This window comes from Nonomuraea sp. NPDC051191 (genome assembly GCF_044455665.1).
Lineage (GTDB): Bacteria > Actinomycetota > Actinomycetes > Streptosporangiales > Streptosporangiaceae > Nonomuraea.
Window position 1 is genome coordinate 338,988 of the sequence record NZ_JBITEZ010000008.1, and the last position, 20,891, is coordinate 359,878.

Below are 20,891 nucleotides of genomic sequence, written 5' to 3' on the forward strand. Positions count from 1 at the left end.
ATGCTCAGGGCTCCAGGCCGAACAGGGGCAGGCAGGCGTCCAGGTGGTGGATCTCGATGTCGGGCGACGGCGACCAGTCCTCGCGGGCCATGCGGAAGCGCCGGGTGACGACCGGCTCGCCCCTGCGCGCGTGCACGGTGACGCCGTCGTCGCGGTAGCCGAGCTTCCTCGTCACCGCCAGCGAGGCGTGGTTGTCCTCGAACGCCTCCGTCACGGCGTGCCGCGCGCCGAGCCCGGCGAAGGCGAAGTGCAGGACGGCCCTGCGCATCTCCGTGCCGATGCCGAGGCCCTGGAAGCGCCGCCCCAGCCAGGAGCCCGTCTTGACCTGCCGGGCCACGGGGAAGCTCGTCGCGGTGATGCCCTGGGTGCCGACCACCTGGCCCTCGTGCACCGCGACCAGCTCCACCGACCAGTCGTCGGCGGTGAACTCGGCCCAGCTCCTGAAGTGGTACTGGACCGTACGGCGTACCCGCTCGGCCGGGGCCGCCTCGGACCACGGGCGCAGGAACGGCATGAAGCCGGCGTCGTGGACGCCCTCGGCCGCCCGGTCGGCCAGTTCGTCGAGGTCGTCGAGGCTGGGGTGCCGCAGTTCCAGTCGCGGCGTGGTGATGGAGAGCTCGAAGAGCGGCCAGTTACGCATATCTCGGCATACTTCCACCCGTGCTGACGCTCGCGCGACTCGTTTTTTGCCTGCCCCCGATTTTCTCCGGAAAGGTTTTGCCGAACGGTGTGCGTTCCGGGCTTCGGCTTGGCTAAGGTTGGGGCTGTTCGGAGGGGTGAACAGAGGTCCGGGTGGGTGAACGCGCAGCTCACTCCCCGGCTTCTGGAGGAAAGGCGGATGCGTCCATGGCGCATCCGCCTTTTCTTGGTCGCCCCCTTCTCTGCTTGCCCAAGACGCCGCTAAAGCTTTGACTTTGTTGTCGTATAAAAGCGATATGCCGGTTTTTAGTCTGATTTACCAGTGTCGTGAATTGTTGGTGATCTGGGTAGGCGTTGACCTATGATCACAAAGGTTCGGAGAGCGGTTGTTTTCGCCGCTCTCGGGTGTGGTGGGCTTCCCTTCCTGGCCGGTGCGCCCGCCGTGGCGGACACGGCTGTGCCCGGCACCGCTGGGCCCGGCGCGACTGGGCCCGACACGACCGGGCCCGACACGACTGGGCCTGGCACGACCGGGCGCGGCACGACTGGGCGCGACACGGCCGGACGTGGCACTACTGGGCGCGACACGGCCGGGCGCGACACGGCCGGGCGTGGCACGACCGGGCCTGGCGCGGAGGTCGTGCTGCGGCCGGGCGACCGCGGCGAGACCGTCAGACGCCTCCAGGAGCGGCTGCACCGGAACGGCTACTACTACGGCCGGATCAACGGCGTCTACGACGAGCAGACCAAGTTCGGCGTGTGGGCCCTCCAGAAGCACCGGCACCTGCGCCCCCAGGGCGCGGTCGGGCCCGAGGTGTGGAAGGCGTTCGACCGCCCGGTGCGCATGCGGCCGCTGGTCCCGAACGGCGAGGCCGACCGGGTCGAGATCAACCTGCGCTACCAGCTCCTCGTCGTCTACCGTCACCGCCGCCCGGCGCTCGTCTCGCACGTCTCGACGGGCGCTCGGGTCAGCTACTGCGAGAACGGCCACTGCGGCAACGCGATCACCCCGACCGGCGACTTCCACGTCACCAGCCGCGCGCCGGGCTGGACCGAGGGGCCGCTGGGCACGATGTACGACTCCCTCTACTTCGTCGGGGGCATCGCCATGCACGGCTCGTCCAAGGTGCCGCTGCGGCCCGCTTCGCACGGGTGCGTCCGGCTGCCGCTGCCCACCTCGAAGCGGCTGTTCGACATGGTGAAGATCGGCGAGCCCGTCTACGTGCGGGAGAAGTAGGTCAGATGCCCTGCGGCAGGCGGAACAGCCGGTCGGGGTCGTAGGTCGACTTCACCTCGGCCAGGCGGGCGGCGTTGGGGCCGTAGTAGGCGCCGCGCCAGCCGGTCAGGTCGGGATCGATGTAGTTCACGTAGGCGTGCTCGCCGAAGTGGGGGGTCATCTCGCCGTGCAGCCCGCGCAGCCATGTCCGGTCCGTGCCCTCCGCGTAGTACTGCACGCTGTAGAGCGCGGCCCGGTGCGGGAACGCCGTGGCGGTCGGCTTCACCCGGCCCACCGCGCCGCCGAGCGCGTCCAGCAGCACGGAGTGCCGTCCGCCGCGCGCCACCCCGTCCACCAGCCTCCGGACGCCGTCGGCCGGGAGCTTGGCGTAGGCCAGGTGCGACTTGGCGGCGAACGCCTCCCTCGGCGTCCGGCGGCACTGCTCCACCGACCGCGAGGCGCATCCCGCCATGATCATCATCGCCTCCCGGTACGACGTGGTCCGCACGGACCTCGACGACGGCGTGCCGATCCGCGCGACCAGCGGGGCGAGCAGGCGGTCCAGTGACGCCTTCGGGCCCTCGTACGTGCCGACGACGAGCACGTCCAGGCCGCGTTCCGCGCGCGTCAGGTGCAGCGACGACCACAGCTCGTCCGGCGCGGACGGGCCCCACGACTGCCAGGCGCGCACCGCGGCCCCCGCCTTCGACCACGGCCAGTGCAGGAAGAACACGGTGAGGTCGCGCGTGGCGTGGGTGCGGAAGGTGAAGGAGACCGCGATGCCGACGTTGCCGCCGCCACCGCCGCGGCAGGCCCAGTAGAGGCCGGAGTGGTGGGTGGCGTCCGCGGTCAGCAGGCGGCCGTCGGCCGTGACCACGCGGACGGACTCCAGGGTGTCGCAGGTGAGCCCGTACTTCCTCGACACCACGCCGAGGCCGCCGCCCAGCGTCAGCCCGGCGATCCCGACCGTGGGGCACGAGCCCGCCGGGATGCTCACGCCGTGCCGGGCCAGCCGGTCGTAGACGTCGATCAGCTTGGCGCCCGCCCCGACCGTGGCCCGGCCGGAGGCGTAGGAGACCGCGTTCATCCGGGACACGTCGATCACCAGGCCGGTGCCGGTGGACCAGCCCGCGTAGGAGTGGCCGCCGGAGCGGGCGGTGACCGCGACGCCGGTCGCGCGCGCGAACGCCAGGCACGCCGAGACGTCCGCCGGGCTCGCGCAGTACGCCACGCCGCCCGGCCTGATCCGGTCGTAGGCGGGGTTGAACAGGCGGCGGGCGCTGTCGTACCCGGAGTCGCCGGGCAGCACCAGCGTGCCCGCGAGCTGCCTGCGCAGCCGCGCCCAGTCCGGCGGCGGCGCCGACCGCCCCGCGCCGACCGCCCCGACGCCGGACACCTCAGCGCCGGACACCTCAGCGCCGGACAATCCGAAGCCGGACGTTCGCGCACCGGTGGCCGGTGCGCCGGGCGTCCTCGCGTCGGCGGCGAGTGCCAGCGGCGCGAGCGCGGTGAGGTGGAGAAAGTCGCGGCGGTCCATGGTCGTCCCCCGTCGGTCGTGTCGAACCGATCGATGAGACGCGTGGATCTCCGGACAAGTTGGTCACAACTCCATCACTGCAAAAATCACCCCGCCGTCCCTCCGAATCCAAAGATGTTCTGACCGGCCCCCACCCGCGTCAGCCCCGGGGCCTTCCTCAACACGCCGTCCTTGACCAGCCGAAGCGGCGACATGGGCGGTTTCGGCCCGTCCCCGTTCGTCTGGGCGATGCGCAACGCCAGCGCCGGGCACATCTCGACCGCCCGCCGCGCGTCCTTGACCATCCATCCCGGCACGTTCCTGAACGACGGGAACCCGTAGTCGTCCAGGTCCACGAACTCCGGCAGCAGGTGCGCGCACAGTCCGTGCCCCTGGCAGCGGGTCCAGTCCACCTCCAGCCGGTACTCGGGCTCCACCTCGGGCTCGGGCATCGGCAGCACGCCGCGCACCGGTCGGCCGCACGAGCCGTGCTCCAGGTGGAGCGCGATCTCGCTCTCGAACGCGTCCAGCGCCGACAGCACGAACTTGGCCGTGCCGTCCGGGTGGAAGCACGCGCCACGCCGCTCGACGGCCCGCACGCACCGGCGTACGGCGTCCACGGAGCCCGTGCCCTCGGCGATCGCGCACAGCGCCCGCGCCACGTCGGGCAACCCCAGGCGGCAGGGACCGCACTGCCCGGCCGACTCGGCGGCCAGGTACGAGGCCACCCTGGCCGCCTCGCCCAGGGGACAGGTGGCGTCGCCGAGCGGCACGATGATCCCGGCCCCCAGCGTGGCCCCGGCCAGCTTCATGCCCTCCCGCGAGATCACCGCGGACCTGGCCACCTCGGCCGACAGCCACGCGCCGTGGTAGCCGCCGACCAGCACGCCGTCCCCGGCCTCGGCCTCGCACAGCGCGAGGACGTCGGCCAGCAGGACGCCGGTCGGCGCCTCGATCACCGCGCCGTTGGCCGCGCCGCCGCTCACCGTGAGCAGGATCGTGCCGGGCTCCTTGCTGGTGCCCACCTCGGCGTACTTCTCGGGGCCGTACTCGGCCAGCAGCGCGAACTGCGCGTAGGTCTCGGTGTTGGACAGCAGGGTCGGCAGCCCGTCCACGCCGCTCGTCGCGGCCCGCCGCTTCCTTCCCGGCGGGATGGCCTCCTCGCCGTTCACGCCGCGGACGAGCGCACCGCCCTCCCCGCTGATGAACCTCTCCGCCAGCCCGACCACCCGGATCGGGATGCGGCTCTCCGAACCGCCCGACACGTTCGCGGCCCGGCGTTCGGCCACTGCGGCCGACACGGACGACTCGGCCACCTCGCCCGCGACGGTGGCCACGACCACCTCTCGGGCGCCCAGGGCCTCCGCCGCCAGGATGGCGCCGTCCAGCACGAGGTGCGGGTTGCGGGTGAGCAGCATGGCGTCCTTGGAGCTGGCCGGCTCGCCCTCGGCGCCGTTGACCAGCACCACGCTCTCGCCGGTGCCCGCCGCGTCCGCCACGGCCCGCAGCTTGCGCCCGAACGGGAAGGCGGCGCCGCCCCGTCCGCGCATGTCCACCTCGTTCACCATGGAGATGAGCTCGGCCAGCTCGCGCGGGCGCGGTTCGCCGTGCAGCGTCCGGTGCGCGGGCAGGTCGAGCCGCCGGCAGTGATCGAGCCCGGCGGTCAGCCGCGCCGGACCCATCCGCAGCACGCGCGGCACCCGGTGCGGGATCACGACCGGCTCCCTGAGGTCACACGGCGCGGGCTCATCCGGCCTCCCGGTACCTGCGTCGCGCGTCGGCCAGGCTCACCGGCGCGTCTGCCGGCGCCCCGGCGGTGGCCGCCGCCGCTGCCGCCGTGGCACGCGGCCGCTCGACGGGCACGTCCGCCGCGACCCCGGCCGTCACGACGGGCGCCTCGACCCTCTCCGGTACGACGGGCGGCCTGCGCAACGTGGCCAGCACGCGCACGACCAGCGCCGAACCGACCGCGGCCAGGCACGCCACGTACGACCAGGCCACCCAGCCGGCCGGCGAACGGCCCGCCGTCAGCCCGTGCATGATCGCGATGGGCCAGGCCAGGTAGGCGGCCGAGTGCAGCAGCCGCCACAACCACGGCGTGCCGCGTACGGCGAAGCGGCCTCGGAGCATGCCCGTGACCACCGCCACGATCATGAGGTCGAAGGCGAGCGCGCCGAACCCCACGTAGAGCCCGGCGACCGGCACGACCGCGGCCCCCGGCGGCGCGTGTCCCAGGCCGACCATGAGGACGATGTGCGTGACCAGGTAGGCCAGGCCGATGAGTGCGGTGGCCCGGTGCGCGAGCTGCGCCCTGACCCGGTTGGGCGGGGACAGGAACACGCGTTCGGTGGTGAGCAGGCCGAGCGCGACCGTCGCGGTCAGCAGCACCAGGGCGAACACGCCCGCGTAGAACTCTAGGAAACTGACTCCCCGGCCGAGCAGCGCGACGCCGCGTTCGGTCCTGGCCAGCGCGAACACCGACAACAGGACGGCGGTCAACGAGGCGCTCGCCCCCAGCCGGACATTCCTTGTGTCCAGCTTTGTGGGGGCGTGCCGGGGGTGTCGTCTGTGGAGCATCTGTTTCCCTCCAAGGTCGGGTGAGGGTACGACTCGGAAGGCTGATGGGGACGTGTCAGCAGCGGCGCCCCCGGTTGATGCACGAGACGACGAACTGCATCAGCCGATCGGGCATGACGTTGGCGAAATCCGCGTGGTCGGTAACCGGGTTGTGCTTCTGTTCAGGGAACGCGTCCACGGCGAACGACGGACCCTGTGGAACTGTGTAGGCGAGGATCATGCGCAGTTGCGGAATCGCCCTGGTGCCTTGCGGACAAGCGCCGTTCTGCCCGGGGAAGCCCACGTGCGTGCGGTGATTGGCGCTGTCGGTGTTCTGACCGTCCCAGCAGCTGGGGAAATCCAGAATACGAAGAACCTGACTTCCGCGCGGGCAAAGCGGATATTTATCGGGACTTATGCGATTTGTGAATCCTGTGCAGGTCCAGCGGGCCCGCGCGTTGGCCGCGCCGTTCGTCCCGGCCTTGGCGTCGCCGGTGATCAGCCGTAGGAACCTCGGCATCGCGACGACCCTGGAGGTCGCGTTGCCCCGGAACTGCAGGGTCACCGCACGGGCGCGGATCACCTGGCCCACGTTGCCGTCGGGGTCCTGGGCGTTCGCGTCCACTTTACGGTCACGGAGAACCGGCCAGAAGTAAGTGGATTTATCCCCTGCGCGGCAGGTGGTGTCGGCGGCGGCCAGGCTCTCGTCGGTGGAGAAGCCGTCCGTGGACAGGTTGCCCACATAGTCGTGGAGGTGGTGGGCGCCGTTGCTCACGCCGGGGGCCACGATGAAATTGTCGGGGTTGTTGTGGCCATTGCGATTGGTGCCGCATTGAGCGACGAATGTGCCGCGTGAGCCGTTCCTGCCGATGCCGGCGTCGAGCCTCAGAGGCTGCACCTGGCGGATGTCCACGAAGTCCTCGACGAACGGGCCCAGATTCCGACAGTCGTCGTCCTGGGTGGCCGTGGGGGAGGGGGAGGCGGTCCTGGTCGGCCGTCCGCGCCGGTCCGACGACTGGTCGCCGGGGTCCTGCGGGTCCTGGGGATTCTGGGGGTCTTGGGGGTTCTGCGGGTCCTGGGGGTCCTGGGAGTTCTGGGGGTCCTGGGAGTTCTGGTCGGGGTTCTGGGGTGCCTCCGGGGTGGGGGTCCGGGGCGAGCGGTTGCGTCTGAACAGGCCGGTGGACTCCTCCGGATCCGGCGACTGCGCGGGGTCGCGCAGCCCGATACCGCCGCCCTGCACCTGCTGGTCGGGCGCCTGCTGATCAGGGGCCTGCTGGTCGGGCGCTTGCTGGTCCGGCGCCTGTTGGTCGGGGGCCTGCTGGTCCGGCGCCTGCTGGTCAGGGGCCTGCTGGTCAGGGGCCTGTTGGTCGGGGGCGCGGTCGCCCTGGCGACGGGCGTTCTCCTGGCTGGCCTGGGCCGGGTCGCAGAGGTCGGCCCGCGCCGGCACCACCCCGATCACGGCGGCGGACACCAGGCTCCCCGCCGCCACGGCAAGAGCGGACATGGCCGCGGCCATGCGCCCAGTTCTCCTCATGGTTGTCTCCTCGTTTCGACCGCCTCGGCGGCGGCGGGCGGCCACCACGGAGCCGCCGGGCATGAGGGTCTCGCCGCACGAAGCCGTTGCATGGTGGGAGGTACGCGGGCTTACACCATCAGGTTCAGCCATGACCGGAGATAGTTAGAAATAACTGGAGTTATCGGAGTGGCTGCCGGACGGATAACGAAGGTGTAAAGATGTGCCCCGTGCTAGGTCACCTCGACGGCAGGTTCGAGAGTGCGGATGCCGAGGCGGAACATCGCATCGCGGTGCTCTACCAGGAGTTCGGCGGCCCTCTGCTGCGCCACGTACGCAAATCGACTGGTAACGATCTGCAATGGGCTGAGGACGTCGTACAGGAGACGCTGGTCAGGGCCTGGCGTAACTCGGCAAGACTGCAATGGGAACCGAGCCTTTTATGGGCGTGGCTGCTGACAGTGGCCCGCCGCATCGTTATCGATGGACGTCGACGGAAGAGCGCCCGGCCTCACGAGGTCGAGCCGCCCGAGGTCGACCAGATGTCAGTGCCGGACGGCTCCGAGCGCGCCCTTTCGGCGATCGTGGTCGCCGACGCGCTGCGCAGCCTGTCCGACGAACACCGCGAAGTCATTGAGCAGACCTACCTCCGAGACCGTACGATAAGTGAGGCGGCGGAGATTCTGGGGATACCGCCGGGCACGGTGAAGTCCCGGCTCTACTACGGGATCCGGGCTCTCCGCGAACAGCTGCGGGACAAGGGGGTAGCCGGCTGATGCACGACGGGGTGGCCGCCTACGCCCTCGGTGTCCTCGACGATGAGGAGCACGAGGCGTTCGAGCGCCACCTCGACGCATGCGAGCGGTGTCAGGCCGAGCTCGTGGAGCTGGCCGAGCTTCCCGACCGGCTCGACGACCTCAAGAACGTCCCCTCGGCCTCCGGCGATGATCCCCCCATGTCGATGTCACGTTGACGTCTATGCCCTTTTCGGGTGATATCGGTACGGCGAGGCGTACGCCCGGAATCAGGCCGGGTGTTCAGGGGGAGGTGTTCGGTGGGCATCGACGGTGATGCGCCCGTTCCCCCGCATCGGCGGATCCGCACCGGGCTGGGCACGCGTGGCCCGGCCGGTGTCCCCTGTCTCCGCGGACGTACGCGTCTGCACTACTTCCCCTTGCCATGGGAACGAAGAGCCTGGCTATGAACAGCCATGGCAAACCCTCACAAAGGAGTGAGAGCGAAATGCCGCTCGACGAGGCCAAGGATGAGCTGCTGCAAAGAGCCGCGGAGAGTTGCGCGGTCGGCAGCGAGCACATGAGCGCGGAGGAGGCCCTCTCCTTCCTGCGGTTCTACTACCGCCATGTCGCACCCGAGGACCTGCTCGACCGCAACCCCGTCGACGTGTACGGCCCGGCGATGTCCCAGCGACAGCTCGCCGAGGTACGCCCCCAAGGCCGGGCCGTGGTCCGCGCCTACACCCCCACGCTGGAGGAGAACGGCTGGGACCCGGGGCACTCGGTCGTCGAGGTGGTCACCGACGACATGTCGTTCCTCGTCGACTCGGTCACCATGGAGCTCGACCGGCACGACATCGGCGTCCACCTGGTGGTCCACCCCCAGATGCGGGTACGCCGCGACATGACGGGCCGGATGCTCGGCCGCGGCCAGGAGGACGTCACCGGCCAGATGCTGGTCGAGTCCTGGATCCACATCGAGATCGACCGGCAGGCCGACCCCGCGGTGCTCAGGCGCGTCGAGGCCGACCTGCTGCGGGTGCTGGCCGACGTGCGGTACGCGGTCGAGGACTTCAGGAAGATGCGGGCGCTGGCCGTCCAGACGGCCGAAGACCTCAGCATGAACCCGCCGCCGCTGGAGCCCGCCGAGGTCGAGGACAGCCTCGACCTGTTGCGCTGGCTCGCCGACGGGCACTTCACCTTCCTCGGCTACCGCGAGTACCGGCTGGAGCACACCGACCAGGGCGAGATGCTGAAGGCCCTGCCCGGGGCCGCGCTCGGCATCCTGCGCGACGACAAGGTCGGCTCGGACAGCTTCTCCGCGCTGCCCGCGGAGGTGCGCGCCAAGGCCCGCGAGAAGCAGCTCCTGATCATCACCAAGGCCAACAGCCGGGCGACCGTCCACCGGGCGACCTACCTCGACTACATCGGGGTCAAGCTGTTCTCGCCCGAGGGCGAGGTCATCGGGGAGCGCCGCTTCCTCGGCCTGTTCACCCACGTGGCCTACAACGAGTCGATCTCCCGCATCCCGGTGCTGCGGCGCAAACTGGCCGAGGTGCTCAACGCCGCCGGCCACTCGCCCGACAGCCACGACGGCAAGGACCTCATCGAGATCCTGGAGACGTTCCCACGCGACGAGCTGTTCCAGACCTCGGTCTCCCAGCTCCTGCCGATCGCGCTCGGCGTGCTGCGGCTGCGCGAGCGCAAGCAGGTCAAGCTGTTCCTGCGGCGCGACGACTACGGCCGTTACATCTCCTGCCTGATCTACCTGCCACGCGACCGCTACACCACCAAGGTGCGGCTGAAGATGCAGGAGGTGCTGCTCAAGGCGCTCGGCGGCAGGTCGCTCGACTACAGCGCGATGATCGGCGAGTCCGTGCTGGCCCGGCTGCACGTGGTCGTGCGCGGCGAGCAGCTCCCCGTGCCCAGCGTCGACGTGGAGGAGCTGGAGGCGCGTCTGGCCGCGCTGACCCGCTCCTGGGAGGACGACCTGACCGTCGCGCTCGACGAGATGACCTCCGAGGAGGAGGCCCCCGCGCTGGCCAGGAGGTACGTCTCCGCCTTCCCCGAGGGGTACAAGGCCGACTTCCCGCCCAAGGTCGCCGTGGTCGACCTGCGCCGCCTGGAGCAGCTCGTCGCCGACGGCGAGGAGGTGGCGATCAACCTCTACGAGCCGTACGACGCCACCGAGGGCGAGCGGCGGCTGAAGATCTACAAGGTCGGCTCGCCGATCTCCCTGTCGGAGGCCCTGCCCCTGATCCAGCGGCTCGGCGTCGAGGTCGTGGACGAGCGGCCGTACGAGATCGACCGGGACGGCGACGCGAGCACCAAGAACGCCTGGATCTACGACTTCGGCCTGCGCTACACGCCCTCCGGCGAGGTGGACAGGAACGACTTCAAGCGGCTCTTCCAGGACGGCCTGAGCGCTCTGTGGCAGGGCCGCGTCCAGGCCGACAACTTCAACGCCCTCATCCTGCGGGCGGGCCTGACCTGGGAACAGGTCGAGATCCTGCGCGTCTACGCCAAGTACCTGCGGCAGGCCGGCAGCACGTTCTCGCAGCTCTACATGGAACGCGTGCTGCTGGGCAACGTGCGGCTGGCCCGGCTGCTGGTCCGCCTGTTCGAGGCCAAGCTCGACCCCAAGCGCGGCGACGACGTGCGGGTCGACCTCGTGGAGGCGCTCAACGAGGAGATCCTGGGCGCCCTCGACGAGGTGGCCTCCCTCGACGAGGACCGCATCCTGCGGGCCTACCTGGAGATGATCCAGGCGACCCTGCGCACCAACTACTTCCAGACGGTCGACGGGCAGCGCAAGCCGTACATCTCGCTCAAGGTCGACCCGCAGGCGATCAGCGTGCTGCCGCTGCCCCGGCCGAAGTACGAGATCTTCGTGTACTCGCCCCGCGTCGAGGGCGTGCACCTGCGGTTCGGGAAGGTCGCCCGCGGCGGCCTGCGCTGGTCCGACCGCATGGAGGACTTCAGGACCGAGATCCTCGGCCTGGTCAAGGCCCAGATGGTGAAGAACACCGTCATCGTGCCCACCGGGTCCAAGGGCGGGTTCGTGGTGAAGCAGCCGCCCGTGTCCGGCACCCGCGAGGACATGCTGGCCGAGGGCGTGGCCTGCTACCGGACGTTCATCTCCGGCCTGCTCGACGTCACCGACAACCTGGTGGACGGCAAGGTCGTGCCGCCGGCCGACGTGGTCAGGCACGACGGCGACGACACCTACCTCGTCGTGGCCGCCGACAAGGGCACCGCGACCTTCTCCGACATCGCCAACAGCGTGGCCAAGGAGTACGGCTTCTGGCTCGGCGACGCCTTCGCCTCCGGCGGCTCGGTCGGCTACGACCACAAGGCCATGGGCATCACCGCCCGCGGCGCCTGGGAGTCGGTCAAGTACCACTTCCGCACGATGGGCGTGGACGTGCAGACCACCGACTTCACCGTGGCCGGCATCGGCGACATGTCCGGCGACGTGTTCGGCAACGGCATGCTGCTCTCCCAGCACATCCGCCTGGTGGCCGCCTTCGACCACCGGCACGTCTTCATCGACCCGACGCCCGACGCGGCCCGGTCGTTCGCCGAGCGGCAACGCCTGTTCGACCTGCCGCGCAGCTCCTGGGACGACTACGACGCCTCGCTGATCTCGGCGGGCGGCGGCGTGTTCCCGCGTACCGCCAAGTCCATCCAGATCACCCCGCAGATGCGCGAGGCGCTGGGCATCGAGGCGGGCGTCAACGCCCTGGCCCCCAACGACCTGATCAGCGCAATCCTGCGGGCCCCCGTCGACCTGCTGTGGAACGGCGGCATCGGCACGTACGCCAAGGCCGGCTCCGAGTCCAACGCCGACGTCGGCGACAAGGCCAACGACGGGCTCCGGGTGAACGCCGGAGACCTGCGGTGCAAGGTCATCGGCGAGGGCGGCAACCTGGGCTTCACCCAGCTCGCCCGCATCGAGTTCGCGCTGAACGGCGGTCTGGTCAACACCGACTTCATCGACAACTCCGCCGGGGTGGACACCTCCGACCACGAGGTGAACATCAAGATCCTGCTCGACCAGGTCGTGCGCGACGGCGAGCTGACCGACAAGCAGCGCAACCAGGTCTTCTCGTCGATGACCGACGAGGTCGCCGACCTGGTGCTGCGCGACAACCACGCCCAGAACGTGGTGCTCGACGCGACCCGCGCCCAGGCGGTCGACATGCTCCACATCCACGCCCGTTACCTGCGCAAGCTCGAACGGGACGGGCTGGTCAACCGGGAGCTGGAGTTCCTGCCCTCGGACAAGACGCTGGCCGAGCGGCGGCAGGCCAGGCTCGGGCTGACCGCGCCGGAGTTCTCGGTCCTGCTGGCCTACACCAAGCTGGTGGCCGACGCCGAGGTGCTGGGGTCCGAGCTGCCCGACGACCCGTACCTGGCGTCGTGCCTGGTGTCGTACTTCCCGTCGGACCTGCGCGAGCGGTTCCGCACGTACATGGACGCGCATCCGCTGCGCCGCGAGATCATCACGACCTGCGTGGTGAACGAGCTGGTCAACTCCATGGGCACCACGTTCATGTTCCGCTTCGGCGAGGAGACCGGGGCCTCCACGTCGGACATCGTGCGGGCGTACCTGGTGGCGCGTGAGGTCTTCGACCTGCCGAGCTTCTACCGGGCCGTGGAGGCGCTGGACAACGAGGTGGACACCGCCACCCAGGTCGCCATGCTGCTGGAGGGCCGCAAGCTGCTGGAGCGCGGCACCCGCTGGCTGCTGGTCAACCGGCGTCCGCCGCTCGACCTGGCCGGGTCGGTCGCCTTCTTCCTGAAGGGCGTCAACGGGCTGTCGGCGCACATCCCCAAGCTGCTCACCGGGCCGGACCTGGCCGCGTACGAGGAGCGCCGGGACTCGTTCGTGGCCCGCGGCGTGCCGCAGGAACTGGCCGAGCGGGTGGCGTCGATGGTGCCCGCGTACTCGACGCTGGACCTGGTCGAGGTGGCGTCGCTGACGGGCCGTCCGGTGAACGAGGTGGCGGAGGTCTACTTCGACCTGGCCGACCGCCTGCAGCTCGCCCGCCTGCGCGAACGCGTCATCGCCCTGCCCAGGGACAACCGGTGGAACTCCATCGCCCGCTCGGCCCTGCGCGACGACCTGTACACCGCGCACGCGTCGCTGACCCGTGACGTGCTGGCCCACAGCAAGCCCGGCCTGCCCCCGGAGGAGCGGCTGGCCGGCTGGACCGAGGCCAACTCGGCCGCTGTGGGACGCGCCCGTCAGACGCTGTCGGAGATCTGGGAGAGCGACCACTTCGACCTGGCGACGCTGTCGGTGGCCCTGCGCGCGATCCGCACGCTGGTGGGCGCCAGCGGCCTGCCGCGCACGGAGGCCTAGGAACCGCCCGAGGGGGCCCTCACTCGCCGCTGGCGCGGGTGAGGGCTCCGTCGTGGGCGATGACGCGGGCGGCGGCCGGGGCCGTCAGCGGCGGCACCGCCGTGGCGTACTGGTGGACCTCGGTGAGCTTGAGGCTGCGGCGCACCGAGGAGCCCGAGATGGCCCAGCTCGCCTCCGGCGGCACCGGGATGATGTAGGTGTTGTTGGCGACCGTGCGGGTCGAGGTGTTGCGCGACAGCGAGTACTGGATCAGCGCGCCGCCGTCGGACGTGCGCAGCGCGTAGACCGGCCAGTTGTCGGCGCTGAAGATCGAGTCGTAGCTGAACCCGTCCTTCTTGGCCTTCTCCCGGTCGGTGGCGATCTGCTTGGCCACCTCGGTCGTGTACTGCCCGTCGGCGAGCAGGCCCGCCGTCACCCCGGCCGCCCCCGTCTCGGCCACGCTGGCGTGCACCGGGCCCATGTACTGGGGGCTGATCGTGACGGTCTTGTCGTCGGGGGTCAGCGCCTTGGCGTAGCCGTCGGAGTCGAGCTCGACCTGCGGCAGCCGCTGCCCCGACAGGAGCTGCGCGGCCGAGCTGAGCTGCCAGTCCTCGCCGCTCTTGGCGAACGTCAGCAGCGTCGGCTGCCCGTTGCGCGTCACCAGCGCGCTGAACCAGGGCGCCCGCTCGCCCTGGGCGAACCTGGGCACGTAGAGGGTCGGCGAGCCCCACGTGTAGCGCGGCGGACGGTCGCCGGTGGACTCGTAGGCGGCCTGGGTGAGCGCGAACTGCCCGTCGCGGACCAGGTCGCTGTCGAGCGCGAGCCGCCCCGGCACGATGCTCTCGACACGCAGCACGTCGTCGGTGGGCAGGATCGCGGCGATCGCCTCCGCGGCCTCCTGACGCGTGACGGCGGGAGGCGGCGCGGACGGCGAGGGCGTGGCCGAGCCCGTGGCAGGCGCCTTCCCCTGCGAAACTCCGGAGGACGTTTGAGCAGGGCCTGTGCACGCGGTAGCCGCGGCCAGCACGCCGACGGCGAGCGCCAGCATCTTCCCCCGACGGTATGCGCGCACCTCGCCATGTTATTCGTGCACGCGAGGGTCGCGTACCCTAGGGAGACGTGGCAGGCATCGATCCGGCAGAAGAGATCAACGAGCTCGCGAACACGCTCCGCAGCATCCAGGACGTGCTCGACCTCGACGCGATGCGCAAGCAGATCGAGGAGCTGGAGCAGCAGGTTGCCGCCCCAGACCTGTGGGACGACCCCGAGCAGGCGCAGAAGGTCACCAGCAAGCTCTCCCATCTCCAGGGTGAGCTCAACCGCGTCGAGGGCGTCGCACGCCGTCTCGACGACCTGAAGGTGCTCTACGAGCTCGCGGCGGAGGAAGGCGACGACGACACGCGCGTCGAGGCCGACAAGGAGCTGGAGTCCCTCAAGTCCGACATCGGCGCCCTTGAGGTACGCACGCTCCTGTCGGGCGAGTACGACGCCCGCGAGGCGCTCGTCACCATCAACTCCCAGGCCGGTGGCGTCGACGCGGCCGACTGGGCCGAGATGCTGCTGCGCATGTACCTGCGGTGGGCCGAGCGCAAGGGCTACTCCACCGAGGTCTACGACACCTCCTACGCGGAGGAGGCCGGCATCAAGTCGGCCACGTTCACCATCAAGGCCGCCTACGCCTACGGCACGCTGCGCGGCGAGCACGGCACCCACCGGCTGGTCCGCATCAGCCCGTTCGACAACCAGGGCCGCCGCCAGACCTCGTTCGCGGGCGTCGACATCGTGCCGGTCGTCGAGCAGACCGACCACATCGACATCAACGAAGACGACCTGCGCATCGACGTCTACCGTTCGTCGGGCCCCGGCGGCCAGGGCGTCAACACCACCGACTCGGCGGTGCGCATCACGCACATCCCGACCAACATCGTGGTCTCCTGCCAGAACGAGCGCTCCCAGCTCCAGAACCGCGCCTCGGCCATGAACGTGCTCCAGGCCAAGCTGCTGGAGCGCAAGCGACAGGAGGAGGCGGAGAAGATGTCGGAGCTGCGTGGCGCGACCACCACGTCATGGGGCACGCAGATCCGCAACTACGTGCTGCACCCGTACCAGATCGTGAAGGACCTGCGCACGGGCACGGAGGCGGGCAACCCGACGGCGGTGCTCGACGGCGACCTCGACGGGTTCATCGAGTCGGAGATCCGCTGGATGCGCAGGCAGGAGTCAGGCACCGACTAGGTGCCTGAGCACCAGCGTCGCGAAGAGCAGGACGAGGAGCAGGACGGCGACGAGGGCGGGTGACAATCCGGCGAAGCCGTGGTTGTGCATCCGCTCCCTGTTGGCTCGGCAGAGGGGGCAGCGGCCCTCGATCACGGGGTGGGCGCACTGCGCGCATACGAGGTGTTCGCAACTCATGACAGCCCCAAGTGTAGCCGCACAATCGTTTTGTTTCCGTTATGGACGTTCCATGCCAGTCTTCCCCCTAGACTGTCGTCTGGCCAATCGGAACGTCGATCATCAGTAAAGACGGCGTCCCCGATCGGCCGGCGGCGGGAATGGGCATGTGCCACCCTCGCTTCCGTCCTGACCCCTAGACTGGCATGCCGTGATGCTCTCGTGATCCATTTCGATAATGTCACCAAGGTCTACGCGAACCAGAACCGGCCCGCTCTCGACCACGTCTCCGTCGACGTGGACAAGGGTGAGTTCGTGTTCCTCGTCGGCCCTTCGGGGTCAGGCAAGTCCACGTTCCTGCGTCTGGTCCTGAAGGAGGAGCGGCCCAACTCCGGGGCGATTCACGTCGCCGGCAAGGACCTGGCCCGCCTCTCCAACTTCAAGGTGCCTCACCTGCGCCGCCGTATCGGCTGCGTCTTCCAGGACTTCAGGTTGCTCCCGAACAAGAACGTCTACGAGAACGTGGCGTTCGCCCTAGAGGTGATCGGCAAGCCCAGGCGGTTCATCCGCAAGGTCGTGCCCGAGGTCATCGAGCTGGTCGGCCTGGAGGGCAAGGCGCACCGCATGCCCGACGAGCTGTCCGGCGGCGAGCAGCAGCGTGTCGCCATGGCCCGCGCGTTCGTCAACCGGCCGATGATCCTGCTGGCCGACGAGCCCACGGGCAACATCGACCCCGCGACGAGCATCGGCATCATGAAGGTGCTCGACCGCATCAACCGGACTGGCACCACGGTCGTCATGGCCACGCACGACGCGGCCATCGTGGACTCCATGCGCAAACGCGTCGTCGAGCTGGAAGACGGGAAAATCGTCCGTGACCAGTCGCGTGGCGTTTACGGCCAGGCGTACTGACAGGGAGCGGCAGACAGAACATGCGGGCGAACTTCATCTTCTCCGAGGTCTGGATCGGCCTCCGTCGCAACCTGACCATGACGATCGCGGTCGTCATCACCGTGGCCGTCGGCATGGCGATGTTGGGCGTCGGCCTGTTGATCAACACCCAGGTCTCCATGCTCAAGACCTTCTGGTACGACAAGGTGGAGATCTCGGTCTTCCTGTGCACCAAGGGCTCCGCGATCCCTGCATGCAACGGCAAGGCGGTCACCCCGGCCCAGACCAAGGCGCTGGAAGCCCGCCTGAAGGGCCTCCAGGGGGTCAAGGAGGTCTTCTACGAGGACCAGACCACGGCGTACGACAACTTCAAGACGGCCTACCAGGGCAGCCCGACGCTCGTCGAGGCCACCCGGGTCGAGGACATGCCGCAGTCGTTCCGCGTGAAGCTGGTCGACCCCGACAACTACCAGCCGGTGGTCCAGGCCGTGAAGGGCCAGCCGGGCGTGTCCCAGGTGATGGACCACAAGCAGCTCATCAACAAGTTCTTCGACATGCTCGACAAGCTGTCCTTCTACGCGCTGGCCGTCGCCATCATCCTGGTGCTGGCCGCGGCGCTGCTGATCGGCAACACCGTCCGGCTGTCGGCGTTCAACCGGCGCCGGGAGACCGGGATCATGCGCCTGGTGGGCGCGTCCAACCTGTACATCCAGCTCCCGTTCGTCATGGAAGGCGTGATCGCCGGCCTGATCGGCGGCGTCTTCGCGGCGATCATCCTGATCGTGACCAAGGTCCTCCTCTTCGAGGAGATCGCGGGCTACTTCGGCAGCGGCATGGCCCAGCTCGGCTGGGACTCGGTGGCCCAGACCATCACGGTCACCATGGGCATCGGCGTCGTGATCTGTGTGCTGGCCTCGTTCGTGACGCTCCGCCGATACCTCAGGGTGTGAGGAATCGCCGGTAAGGTCGAAGCATGCCACGTGAGACCGGGCGGAAGGTCATCGCCCAGAACAAGCGGGCCCGGCACGACTACCACCTTGAGGACACCTTCGAGGCGGGGCTCGTGCTCCAGGGCACGGAGGTGAAGTCGCTCCGCGAGGGCCGCGCCTCGCTCGTCGACGGCTACGCCAGCATCGACGACGGCGAAGCGTGGCTGCTCAACGTGCACATTCCCGAGTACACGCAGGGCACGTGGACCAACCACGCCGCCCGCCGCAAGCGCAAGCTGCTGCTGCACCGCAAGGAGATCGAGAAGCTGGCCGCCATCACCAAGGAGGGCGGCCTCACGATCGTCCCCACGGTCCTGTACTTCCAGGACGGCCGGGCCAAGGTCGAGATCGCCGTGGCGCGCGGCAAGAAGGACTGGGACAAGCGGCAGTCGCTGGCCGAGCAGCAGGCCAAGCGGGAGATGGCGCGGGCCCTGCGGCACCGCAACCGATGAGAGCGGCGGCACTCTAACCGATGACACGCGCGCGCCGCACCCTTGCCGCGACCGTCACGCTGGCGGTCGCGAGCATGACGCTGACCGGCTGCTTCGAGGAGTCCTCGCCGCACGACGCGGTGCGTGACTTCCTCGTGGGCTGGCAGTCCGAGGACTACGCCCTGGCCGCGGGCCGCACCGACGGCGACCCGGCCACGGTGGGCAAGGCCCTGGCCAACGCCAAGCTGGAGCTCGACGCGGCCTCGTTCCGCTTCAGGATCAAGAGCGTGAGCGTGACCGGCGAGGAGTCCAAGGCCGACTTCCGCGCCGAGGTCGACCTGGGGGAGAACACCCCCCTCTGGGAGTACGACGGCTCGCTGCCGCTGCACCTGGTCGACGGCCGATGGAAGGTGCGCTGGTCGCCGTCGGTGCTGCATCCGCAGCTCAAGGAGGGCCAGCGGTTCGCGGTCGAGACCAACCCCAAGCCGCGCCAGCCGGTGGTCGACCGCTCCGACGATCCCCTGCAGAACGAGCTTTACGTCTACGTGGTGGGCGTGGTGCCGTCCGCGCTGGGCGACCGGGCCGAGGACGTCGTGGCCAAGCTGTCGGCCATCACCGGCTACGCCCAGGACCGGCTGCTGAGCCGGATCAGGTCCTCGCCGCCCGACAAGTTCGTGCCGCTGGTCACGTTCGGGCGCTCGCGGTACCTGTCGATGAAGTCCAAGCTGGCCGGCATCGCCGGCATCGAGACCGACCCGCAGCCGCAGCCCATCGACCCCGCCGCGCCCAAGCAGATCGTCGGCAAGGTCAGCGCGCTCACCCCCGAGGACGAGCAGAAGCTCGGCGGGCCGCAGCGGGCCGGCGACTCGGTCGGTCAGAGCGGCCTGCAGCAGGCGTACCAGGACTATCTGACCGGTTCCACCGAGACCAAGGTGATCACCCTCGATCTCAAGACCGGCAAGCAGGTGGCCAAGCTGCGCGAGTGGCCGGGCCGCCAGAACGTCTCGGTCAAGACCACGATCGACAGCCACGTCCAGGCCGCGGCCGAGCGGGCGGTGGCCGAGACGGCCACGAGCGCGCTGGTGGCCGTGCAGCGCGACACCGGCGAGATCCTCGCGGTCGGCACCAGCGGGCTCAACCAGGAGAAGGACGCGCTGGCGGGCAGGTTCCCCGCGGGCACGGCCTTCTCGATCGTGGCGGCCGACGCGCTGATCAAGGGCGGCGTCAGCCCCAAGCAGCGGCTGGCCTGCCCGGCCGAGCGCACGGTCGGCGGCGCCAAGTTCGTGCACACCAGCCAGGCCGCCGGGGTCACCTCGTCGGCCACGTTCCAGGACAACTTCGCCAAGGGCTGCGTGACCGCGCTGGCCTCGCTGGCGCGCCGGGCCACCGCGGGCGGCCTGGCCACGAGCGCCAAGGCGTTCGGCATCGGGCTGCCGTGGCAGCTCCCGCTGAAGTCGTTCAGCGGGGCGATGCCCGAGCTGTCCAGCGACGCCGACAAGGCCAGGGCCATCGCGGGCCAGAACGTCGAGGTCAGCCCGCTGTCGATGGCGCTGGTCGCGGCGGCGGTGGGTTCGGGCACCTGGCGGCCGCCGGTGCTCGTGACCGCCCCCAAGTCGCCCGATCCGGCCGCGGAGGTCGTCCCCGACCGGCAGCCGCCCCCCGTTGCGATGGATCCGAAGGTGCGCACGGCGCTGACCGCGATGATGCGTGCCGGCGCGGTCGGCAGCCCCGCGCAGGCGGGCCGGGGCCGGGTCTACGGCGTCCGCGCCACGGCGGGCAGCCAGGACAAGCCCATGACGTGGTTCGTCGGCTGGCAGGGGGACGTGGCGATCGCCGTCCTGGCCAAGAACTACGACGCGGCGGCCGTCGCGGGCAGCTTCTTCTCGGGCCTTCGTGACCCTGCGTGAAAATTCGTGACGGTGAGCAACCTTTCCGGACGTCGGCTGCGTCTTACTGAATGACTGGGCCCGCTCGGGGGGTTGCGGACTCAGTCGCCGTGATGAGATCAGGACTTCATCTCGGGGGAAGTCCTGCCGTCCGGACCGGCTCGACCCTGCCGGTCGGCCCCCGGGAGCGCGTGCTGCTGTGCCACGCTCCCGGGGGTTTCGCCATGCTGGAATTAAGTTGGCGTTGAGGGTGTTGTCACCTGTAGATTCAGTGTTGCTCGTCTCTGTGTGATCAGCATTGAGGCGTGTTGACAACTGCACAGGGGGTGACTGGCTTCGACTTCGATCTTGCAAGCCAGGTGAAGCGGGCCGAGGACTGCGGACATAACCTCGTTAATCCTGTGACCGCAAAACAATAAGTGCCAATTCCAAGCGCACTGAGGTCGGCCAGGGTTCCCTGGCCCTCGCTGCCTAAGTAGCGAAACCTCTGTCAGCCCGGGAGCGCCTTCGGCCCGGTGTCTGGCATCGTGAGAAGGCTCAACCGATCGACCCGGCCACGGGGGAGATCGGGAAATCAAACAGTGGCTGAGCCCGTCGGCGACTCGCCTGTGTGATCGCCGGGGCTGAGAAAAGCACAACAGGCTGCGCCCGGAGAAGCCCTGACTTGGGGTTGAAGGACGCGGGTTCGATTCCCGCCACCTCCACGTGACCAGAACGCCTCCGACCTGCCGAGATCTCGGCAGGTCGGAGGCGTTCTGCTGTCCGGGGTGTGTTGTTGTGCT

The 20,891-nt window shown here is 69.6% G+C and carries 15 protein-coding genes and 1 other RNA gene; 10 read left to right on the top strand and 6 right to left on the bottom strand.

What is annotated here, in order from left to right; all coding sequences use genetic code 11:
• Positions 1-4: 4 nt before the first annotated feature.
• Positions 5-640 carry a GNAT family N-acetyltransferase gene (locus tag ACIA8R_RS25035; RefSeq protein WP_397040628.1) on the bottom strand — a complete coding sequence of 212 codons (636 nt, stop codon included), beginning with the start codon at positions 638-640 and terminating at the stop codon, positions 5-7.
• 639 nt (positions 641-1,279) lie between these two features.
• Here ACIA8R_RS25035 and ACIA8R_RS25040 point away from each other — a divergent pair.
• Positions 1,280-1,876, top strand: a complete 597-nt coding sequence (locus ACIA8R_RS25040; RefSeq protein ID WP_397040630.1) for a L,D-transpeptidase family protein — start codon at positions 1,280-1,282, stop codon at positions 1,874-1,876.
• Between the two features lies 1 nt (position 1,877).
• On the opposite strand, the gene ACIA8R_RS25045 is transcribed toward ACIA8R_RS25040, so the two are convergent.
• The 4 genes from ACIA8R_RS25045 to ACIA8R_RS25060 form a co-directional block, all read right to left on the bottom strand.
• Entirely contained in the window at positions 1,878-3,392 is a 1,515-nt protein-coding gene (locus tag ACIA8R_RS25045; protein WP_397040631.1) for an FAD-binding oxidoreductase, read from the bottom strand.
• An 86-nt stretch (positions 3,393-3,478) separates the two neighbouring features.
• A complete protein-coding gene (locus tag ACIA8R_RS25050) occupies positions 3,479-5,086 on the bottom strand; it encodes an NADH-ubiquinone oxidoreductase-F iron-sulfur binding region domain-containing protein (protein WP_357702999.1) in 1,608 nt (535 codons plus the stop codon).
• A 31-nt stretch (positions 5,087-5,117) separates the two neighbouring features.
• Complete coding sequence (locus tag ACIA8R_RS25055; protein WP_357702997.1) at positions 5,118-5,948, bottom strand: hypothetical protein; 831 nt, start codon at positions 5,946-5,948, stop codon at positions 5,118-5,120.
• A gap of 55 nt (positions 5,949-6,003) precedes the next feature.
• Entirely contained in the window at positions 6,004-7,443 is a 1,440-nt protein-coding gene (locus tag ACIA8R_RS25060; protein ID WP_397040634.1) for a DUF1996 domain-containing protein, read from the bottom strand.
• 218 nt (positions 7,444-7,661) lie between these two features.
• Between ACIA8R_RS25060 and ACIA8R_RS25065 the strand changes: the two genes are divergently transcribed.
• The 3 genes from ACIA8R_RS25065 to ACIA8R_RS25075 all read left to right on the top strand — a co-directional run bounded on the left by ACIA8R_RS25065 (position 7,662) and on the right by ACIA8R_RS25075 (position 13,542).
• Complete coding sequence (locus ACIA8R_RS25065; RefSeq protein ID WP_364086468.1) at positions 7,662-8,216, top strand: sigma-70 family RNA polymerase sigma factor; 555 nt, start codon at positions 7,662-7,664, stop codon at positions 8,214-8,216.
• Positions 8,216-8,413 carry a zf-HC2 domain-containing protein gene (locus tag ACIA8R_RS25070; protein WP_357702991.1) on the top strand — a complete coding sequence of 66 codons (198 nt, stop codon included), beginning with the start codon at positions 8,216-8,218 and terminating at the stop codon, positions 8,411-8,413. The genes ACIA8R_RS25065 and ACIA8R_RS25070 overlap by 1 nt, the downstream gene beginning before the upstream one ends.
• Before the next feature lie 269 nt (positions 8,414-8,682).
• Positions 8,683-13,542: an NAD-glutamate dehydrogenase gene (locus ACIA8R_RS25075; RefSeq protein ID WP_397040636.1), complete on the top strand. Its 4,860-nt coding sequence runs from the start codon at positions 8,683-8,685 to the stop codon at positions 13,540-13,542.
• 19 nt (positions 13,543-13,561) lie between these two features.
• On the opposite strand, the gene ACIA8R_RS25080 is transcribed toward ACIA8R_RS25075, so the two are convergent.
• The gene (locus ACIA8R_RS25080) at positions 13,562-14,593 is read right to left on the bottom strand and encodes a hypothetical protein (protein ID WP_364086472.1); all 1,032 of its coding nucleotides are present in this window, start codon (positions 14,591-14,593) and stop codon (positions 13,562-13,564) included.
• Between the two features lie 47 nt (positions 14,594-14,640).
• Between ACIA8R_RS25080 and prfB the strand changes: the two genes are divergently transcribed.
• The 6 genes from prfB to ssrA all read left to right on the top strand — a co-directional run bounded on the left by prfB (position 14,641) and on the right by ssrA (position 20,816).
• Positions 14,641-15,756, top strand: coding sequence for a peptide chain release factor 2 (prfB, locus tag ACIA8R_RS25085; RefSeq protein WP_357702985.1), 1,116 nt, complete (start codon positions 14,641-14,643; stop codon positions 15,754-15,756).
• A 378-nt stretch (positions 15,757-16,134) separates the two neighbouring features.
• The gene (ftsE, locus tag ACIA8R_RS25090; protein WP_020541427.1) at positions 16,135-16,824 is read left to right on the top strand and encodes a cell division ATP-binding protein FtsE; all 690 of its coding nucleotides are present in this window, start codon (positions 16,135-16,137) and stop codon (positions 16,822-16,824) included.
• Positions 16,825-16,844: 20 nt separating this feature from the next.
• Positions 16,845-17,753: a permease-like cell division protein FtsX gene (gene ftsX, locus ACIA8R_RS25095; RefSeq protein ID WP_364086475.1), complete on the top strand. Its 909-nt coding sequence runs from the start codon at positions 16,845-16,847 to the stop codon at positions 17,751-17,753.
• Positions 17,754-17,776: 23 nt separating this feature from the next.
• The gene (gene smpB / locus ACIA8R_RS25100; RefSeq protein WP_357702981.1) at positions 17,777-18,244 is read left to right on the top strand and encodes an SsrA-binding protein SmpB; all 468 of its coding nucleotides are present in this window, start codon (positions 17,777-17,779) and stop codon (positions 18,242-18,244) included.
• A gap of 20 nt (positions 18,245-18,264) precedes the next feature.
• On the top strand, positions 18,265-20,130 hold the full coding sequence (locus tag ACIA8R_RS25105; protein WP_364086478.1) for a penicillin-binding transpeptidase domain-containing protein: 1,866 nt from the start codon (positions 18,265-18,267) through the stop codon (positions 20,128-20,130).
• A 301-nt stretch (positions 20,131-20,431) separates the two neighbouring features.
• Positions 20,432-20,816: a transfer-messenger RNA gene (gene ssrA / locus ACIA8R_RS25110) on the top strand.
• The last annotated feature ends 75 nt before the right edge of the window (positions 20,817-20,891 follow it).